The following is a 6,137-nucleotide window of genomic DNA, read 5'->3' on the forward strand; positions in this document are numbered from 1 at the left end:
TTCAGAGGAACATCCCGCCCGAAACCTCCAGCCGTTGCCCGTTGATCCAGCCGTTGCCATCTTCCAGCAACAGCGCAATCGCTGCCCCGATATCATCCGGCAAGCCCACCCGCCCCAGCGCCGTGTTGCCGGCAATGTATTCATTAACCTGTCGGTTATCCCGCACCACGCCGCCGCCAAAATCGGTCTCGATCGCCCCCGGCGCCAGAATGTTCACACGGATCCCACGTGCTCCCAGTTCCTTGGCCTGATAGCGGGTCAGCACCTCCATCGCCCCCTTCATCGCGGCATAGGCGGCATACCCCGGTAGCGCAAAGCGCGCCAGGCCAGTGGAAATGTTGACGATGCGGCCATTGTCGACCAGCAACGGCAGCAGGCGCTGGGTAAGGAAGAACGGACCTTTCAGCTGGATTTTCAGCAACTGGTCGAACTGTGCCTCGCTGGTTTCGGTGTATGGCACGTTCAATCCGATCCCGGCATTGTTCACCAGAAAGTCGAAGCGCTCGTGGCCAAAGTGTTGCTGCAGGGTTGCGCCGAGGCATTCGGCGAAGCCGGCAAAGCTGGCGCTGTCGCTGACGTCCAGTTGCAGCATGATGGCCTTGACCCCGGCCTGCTCCAGCCGGGCGGCGACGGCATGGGCTTCCTCCGCCTTGCTGTGGTAAGTGCCGATGACATCGATGCCGCGTGCGGCCAGGTGTTCTGCGGTGTTGCGGCCCAGGCCGCGGCTGGCGCCAGTGATCAGGGCAATCTTGCGGGTCATGGTGAAAACCTCATGGTGGGCTGATGAGCACAGGTTATTGGTCGGTGTGGTGCTGTTAAATCCAGCGAATATGGAAATACTGTTCGGTAAAACCGGATAGACGAGGGCTGAATTGAACAAGCTGGAGTTGTTGCGCACCTTTGTTCGTGTCTGCGAGGTCAGCAGTTTCACCCTGGCTGCCGAGAGCTTGGGGCTGCCCCGTTCGACTGTGTCGGAGCAGGTCAGGGCGCTCGAGCGTTTGCTGGGTACGCAGCTGTTCAACCGCACCACCCGCCGGGTACAGGCGACCCAGGATGGCGTCTTGCTGTACGAGCGCAGCAAGGACCTGCTGTCGGGCATGGACGAAATCGAGGGCTTGTTCCGCGCCGACGATGCCGAGCTGGCCGGGCGCCTGCGCGTCGATCTGCCGACAATGATGGCCCGGCGGGTCATCATCCCGGCGTTGCCGCAGTTTCTGCAGCGCTTCCCGCGCCTGGAGGTGGAGCTCAGTTGTACCGACCGCCAGGTCGACCTGCTGCGTGAAGGCTTCGATTGCGTGATGCGCATTGGTGCCCTGCATGACCTGGATGTGGTGGCGCGCCCGGTCGGCCAACTGAGCATGCGCAACTGTGCCAGCCCTGCCTACCTTGCACGCTACGGCGTGCCGCGCACGCTGCAGGACCTGGCCGAGCATCACTTGGTGCATTACGTGCGCACTCTGGGGGGGCGTAGTGCCGGTTTCGAATTTCTGCAGGACGGTGAACTGCATTTCCAGGCCATGGCCGGCGTGGTCACAGTGAACAATGCCGAGGCCTACTCGGCGGCCTGCCTGGCCGGGCTGGGGCTGATCCAGGTACCGGCGGTGGGCGTGGCCGAGCACCTGCAGCGCGGTGAGCTGGTTTCGGTACTGGAAGGCTGGCAGGCGCCGGCCATGCCCGTATCACTGCTTTATGCCCGGCAACGGCACGTGCCACGCCGGGTGCAGGCCTTCATGCAATGGTTGGGCGAGGTGCTGCATTCACAGGTTGACGGTGGTCGCTGATCGATGAAAACCGTGGCGCCTGTGTGATGGCTTGCGTTAGGCTGCCAGTCACGAGTTGCCCGGCAGAGGCAACCCTTTCCCGCCTGGCGTGCGTATCTTCCGATTTCATTGCGAGGTTACGTCATGGCCATCACTTCACAGGACATCTGCAACGCTGCCGACCAGCTCAAGGGCTTTGTCGGTTTTCATGGCAAGCGCGGCGTGCATATCGTGCGTTTTTCCGAAGACTCTTTCGGCATGGACGTGGCCGATGCCAGCATCACGCCCTGCAGCGAGTTTGTCTGGCGGCCCGAGCAAGGGCAGCGCATGGCTCTTTGCCGCGAACGGCTGGCGCTGTTGCTGGAGCAGCATGTGGATGACCGTTTGAACATCGGTGAACCGCTGCGCACCTACCTGCGCCGGCGCGACCTGCCGGAAATCGTGGCTGAGCGCAGCTTGCGGCAGCTGTGCTGAAAATCCCTGTAGGAGCGGGCTGCGCAAGCTTTCAAACTTACGCTACAGGTAGGGCGCCGAGCGCTGGGATGCCTGCTGCAACAACGCCTCGAGCCCCGCACTGTTCAGAGGCCTGCTCAGGTAATAGCCTTGCACTTCATGGCAACGGTCCTTCTGCAGTGCCCTGAGCTGCTGCTCGCTTTCCACTCCTTCGGCCGTCACCGTCAGCCCCATCGCTTCGCCCAGGTTGATGATGGCCTGGACCACGGCGCGGTCGCTGCCAGCGGTGTTGTTCAGCCCGCCGATAAAGCGTTTGTCGATCTTGATGCTGTCGAACGGGTAGGTGCGCAAGTAGCCCAGCGACGAGTAGCCGGTGCCGAAGTCGTCCATGTTCAGGCGAACGCCGAGCTCCTTGAGCGACAGCATTGTGCCCAGTGCGCCTTCGATGTCATTGAGCATCACGTTCTCGGTAATTTCCAGCTCCAGGCGCTGTGCGGGGAAAGCGGTTTCCAGCAGGATCTCGCGTACATCCGCCACCACATCGCTGCGCTGGAACTGCGCAGGTGACAGGTTCACAGACACCAGAACATCGGCGGGCCAGTCATGGGCAGTGCGGCAGGCTTCGCGCAACACCCAGCGGCCCAGCGCGACAATGATGTCACTCTGTTCGGCCAAGGGGATGAAGGTGTCCGGCCCCAGCAACCCTTCCTGCGGATGCTGCCAGCGCAGCAAGGCCTCGACTGCGACGATGCGCAGGTCGCTGAGGCGGTAGCGCGGCTGGTAGTGCAGCTCGAATTCCTGGTTGCGCAGGGCTCGCCGCATGTCGTTCTCCAGTTGGCGGCGGTACTGGATCTGCTGGTTCATTTCGGCAGCGAAATAGCGCCAGGTGCTCTTGCCGTCGGCCTTGGCCTGGTACAGGGCGATATCGGCGCAGCGGATCAGCTCGCCGGCATCGAAGCCCTGGGTACGGGTCTGGGCGACTCCGATGCTGGCGCCAACGTGCAGGGGCTGGTTATCGAAGATGATCGGTTGTTGCAGCAGGCTGATCAGGCGCGCACAGAAACGGTCGATCTCGCTGCGGTTGTCCATGCCGCCGAGCACCAGGAGGAACTCGTCGCCGCCCAAACGCGCGACCAGGTCGCCGTCGCGGGTAGTGTCGCGCAGGCGGTTCGCTACCTCCTGCAGCACCGCGTCACCGGCGGCATGGCCGAGAGAGTCGTTGATCGGCTTGAAGTTGTCCAGGTCCAGCAGCAGCAAGGTCAGTGGTGGCGAGTCGCTCCCACGTAACAGCGCCTGTTCCAGGTGGCGGGCTAGCTTGTTGCGGTTGGCCAGGCCGGTCAGCGGGTCGTGCAGCGACAGGTGCTGGATGCGTGCATGGGCATCGACTTCGTCGGTGATGTCACTGGCGGTGCCACGGAAACCGACGGGCTTGTCGTCGTACCAGATGGCGCGGGCCGAAATCCGGCAGTAGCGGTTCTGGCCATTCTGGTCGCGGTAGGTGCAGCGCAGGTTGGCCAGTTGTTGCGGGTCGGCCGCGGCCAGGGCATCCAGCCACGGCGAGAGCGGCGTGGTATCGCAGGCCAGTAACTGATTGAGCGGGTGGCCGAGCCAGTCGTCCACCGGGTAACCGGTAACGTTGACAAAACGTTGTGACAGATAGGTGAGGCGTTGCTGCCGATCAGTTTCCCAGATCCAGTCGGATGCCGACTCGGCCACCGCGCGAAAACGCTGCTCGCTGGCCTCCAGGGCCTGGTTGCTCTGCTGCAGATCGGCGAGCGTGAGGTCGATCGCGCGCGAACTGCGCAAGGCATGACGGAACAGGTAGAGCATGACCAGGCCAAGTATCAGCAAGGCTCCCGACAGCGGGGGCAACACAGCACGCAGCAACTGGTGCCCTGGCAGCGGGCTGCTCCAGGACAGGTGGTAGCCGGTATCGCCGAGGTCGATGCGCAGGTGGCCGTGCTCGCCCACATCATCTTTCTCCACGTGCATGCCGGTCAGGCCGGCACCGCTGCTCAGTTGCGCCAGCTTGTCCTCGGTGAGCTGGTCGACAAACAGCATTACCGGCGCCTGGCTGACCTCGCTCTCGGTAACATCCCGGTCCGGGCGCACCGCCGCAGCACTGAGCACGGCCGGCCAACCGTTGAACAGGACGAAACGGGTGATCTGTTCACGTGGGATGGCCGCCGCCCGGGCCTGGTCGATGATTGGCTGCAGCGCTGCATCGATATAGGTATTGGCCGCCGCCTGGGTAGGCTGGCCTCTGAACAAGGCGTAGGTGGTGCGTGCGTCCTCCACCACGAACACTCCCTCATAGCCGCTGGCGCTGTACAGCGACTCGCCCACGTTCTTTTCTTCGTAGGCCCATTTCCAGTCGGCCTGCCCCGCCAGGTGTTCGAAGGCAGCATCCCATACGGCGTAGCTGGACAGGAATTGGCGCGATGCGAGCAACCGTTGCTCCAGCGCCTTGGATGCCTGCGAGGCGCTGCGCTGGCGCTCCTGATGGTCAAGAGTACCCGCGATATTGAACAGGGCGCCGACGATGACCAGGCAAGCCAGGCCGAAAACTGCGCTGAAGCCGGCAATCAAGCGACGCACCTGGAAGCGCGGGGTGGGGCTGGCGGGTGGAGGGTTGGCGGTCCTGGCCATGCGCGAGCGGCTCCTTCAGGCAGCCTCCCGCCAGTTAGTCAGGAAGGAGGTTCAATCAGGATAGGCCAGCCTGAGCGTTGCAGCGTCGCTGCGGGCAAAATTGACCTGGTCGCGCCCGGCATGCTTGGCGGTATACAGCGCCTTGTCCGCCTGTTCGAGCCAGTGCTCGGGTGACGCCAGGTCGGCCTCGAATGCCGAAAGGCCGATGCTCAGGCTGATGCGCAGGTGCGGCAACTGCGGGTTGCGGTAGCTGGCGACCCGCTCGCGCAGGCGCTCCATGGCCAGGCACGCTTCGGCTTCGCTGGTATCCGGCAAGATTACGCAGAATTCGTCACCGCCGTAGCGCCCGGCCTGGTCGCCTTCGCGTAGGTTGTGCCGCAGCTCGGCGCCGAGTTGGCGCAGCACACAGTCGCCGACAACGTGACCGAACGTGTCGTTGATGGTCTTGAAGTGGTCGATGTCGATCAGGGCAATCACCGCGTGCCCCTTTTGCTGCTGGCAGGCCTGGAACTTCAGCAGCAGCAGGTCTTTCCAGGCACCGTGGTTGAGCAGGCCGGTCAGGCTGTCGGTGAGGCTCAGGGTGCTCAGTCGGCGCTTGTGGTCGGCCAGCTTGATCGCCAGCTGGTAGCAGACCCAGCCTAGCGCCAGTGGATAGAGCGTCAGCATCGGCAGGCAGGCATAGACCTGCAGGGGTGTGGCATTCAGTTGCAGGCCGGGGCCCAGCAACAATGTGGCGATGAGCATGCCGGCCAACTGGGCCAGCATCCCGCGAACGACCATGCGTTTGCCGCCGGCGGCGACGTTGTTCATGGTCATCATCGAAAGCACGGTCACACTGGGCAATGGATTGAAATGCATGGCGGCGGTCCAGAACCCACCCATCAGGGAGTCCAGAACCAGGTTGCGCTGTTCTGCCTGGTAGGGCGTGGCCGAACGGGCTGCCCACAGGTAGGCCACATGTGGCCACAACAGGCCGTTGAACAGCACCAGCAGCCATGCCCAGATGGGCGGTGACAGCGGCGCCATGGCGGCCATGACACTGAACAGGCCGATTCCCAGGCCGATGACCCGCGGCAGGTAGATGCGTTTGGCGAATGAAAGTCCTTTGCCGCTGCGTTTATCCATCTTGATCATCGTTCTTCTGCTGAAGCACCGTTTATCGCATAACTCGCATGAATATTGTTGAACAGTGTTTCATCGACGAAAAATGACCTTACAAGCCAATTCATGGTTGATCCGATCACTGTGGGGTAGCATGAAGGCTTTCCTGTTGCT

Annotated in this window: 6 protein-coding genes (1 of these 6 only partly in view); 3 read left to right on the plus strand and 3 right to left on the minus strand. The window is 62.8% G+C overall.

The annotated features are described in order from the left end of the window. Window position 1: 1 nt before the first annotated feature. Window positions 2–760: an SDR family NAD(P)-dependent oxidoreductase gene (locus IMX18_RS03335; protein ID WP_015271521.1), complete on the minus strand. Its 759-nt coding sequence runs from the start codon at window positions 758–760 to the stop codon at window positions 2–4. Window positions 761–872: 112 nt separating this feature from the next. On the opposite strand from IMX18_RS03335, the gene IMX18_RS03340 reads away from it, so the two are divergent. Next, window positions 873–1,781, plus strand: coding sequence for a LysR family transcriptional regulator (locus IMX18_RS03340; protein WP_217190069.1), 909 nt, complete (start codon window positions 873–875; stop codon window positions 1,779–1,781). Window positions 1,782–1,904: 123 nt separating this feature from the next. Further along, on the plus strand, window positions 1,905–2,234 hold the full coding sequence (locus IMX18_RS03345) for a DUF2025 family protein (protein WP_015271519.1): 330 nt from the start codon (window positions 1,905–1,907) through the stop codon (window positions 2,232–2,234). A 42-nt stretch (window positions 2,235–2,276) separates the two neighbouring features. On the opposite strand, the gene IMX18_RS03350 is transcribed toward IMX18_RS03345, so the two are convergent. After that, window positions 2,277–4,862 (minus strand): bifunctional diguanylate cyclase/phosphodiesterase, encoded by a 2,586-nt coding sequence (locus tag IMX18_RS03350; protein ID WP_015271518.1) that lies wholly within the window; start codon window positions 4,860–4,862, stop codon window positions 2,277–2,279. A 51-nt stretch (window positions 4,863–4,913) separates the two neighbouring features. Next, window positions 4,914–5,987 (minus strand): diguanylate cyclase, encoded by a 1,074-nt coding sequence (locus tag IMX18_RS03355; RefSeq protein ID WP_217190068.1) that lies wholly within the window; start codon window positions 5,985–5,987, stop codon window positions 4,914–4,916. A gap of 130 nt (window positions 5,988–6,117) precedes the next feature. On the opposite strand from IMX18_RS03355, the gene IMX18_RS03360 reads away from it, so the two are divergent. Beyond that, window positions 6,118–6,137: the 5' end (the start) of an MBL fold metallo-hydrolase gene (locus tag IMX18_RS03360; protein WP_217190067.1), read on the plus strand. 1,072 nt of this gene lie beyond the right edge of the window; only the first 20 of its 1,092 coding nucleotides appear in the window; its start codon is at window positions 6,118–6,120; its stop codon lies beyond the right edge, outside the window.

Origin of the sequence: Pseudomonas shirazica, assembly GCF_015168335.1 — a bacterium.
Lineage (GTDB): Bacteria > Pseudomonadota > Gammaproteobacteria > Pseudomonadales > Pseudomonadaceae > Aquipseudomonas > Aquipseudomonas asiatica.

Excerpts from the sequence above, each read along its gene's own strand:
- IMX18_RS03335 (WP_015271521.1), bottom strand. The coding sequence starts at position 760 with ATGACCCGCAAGATTGCCCTGATCACTGGCGCCAGCCGCGGCCTGGGC.
- IMX18_RS03345 (WP_015271519.1), top strand. The coding sequence starts at position 1,905 with ATGGCCATCACTTCACAGGACATCTGCAACGCTGCCGACCAGCTCAAG.
- IMX18_RS03350 (WP_015271518.1), bottom strand. The coding sequence starts at position 4,862 with ATGGCCAGGACCGCCAACCCTCCACCCGCCAGCCCCACCCCGCGCTTC.
- IMX18_RS03355 (WP_217190068.1), bottom strand. The coding sequence starts at position 5,987 with ATGGATAAACGCAGCGGCAAAGGACTTTCATTCGCCAAACGCATCTAC.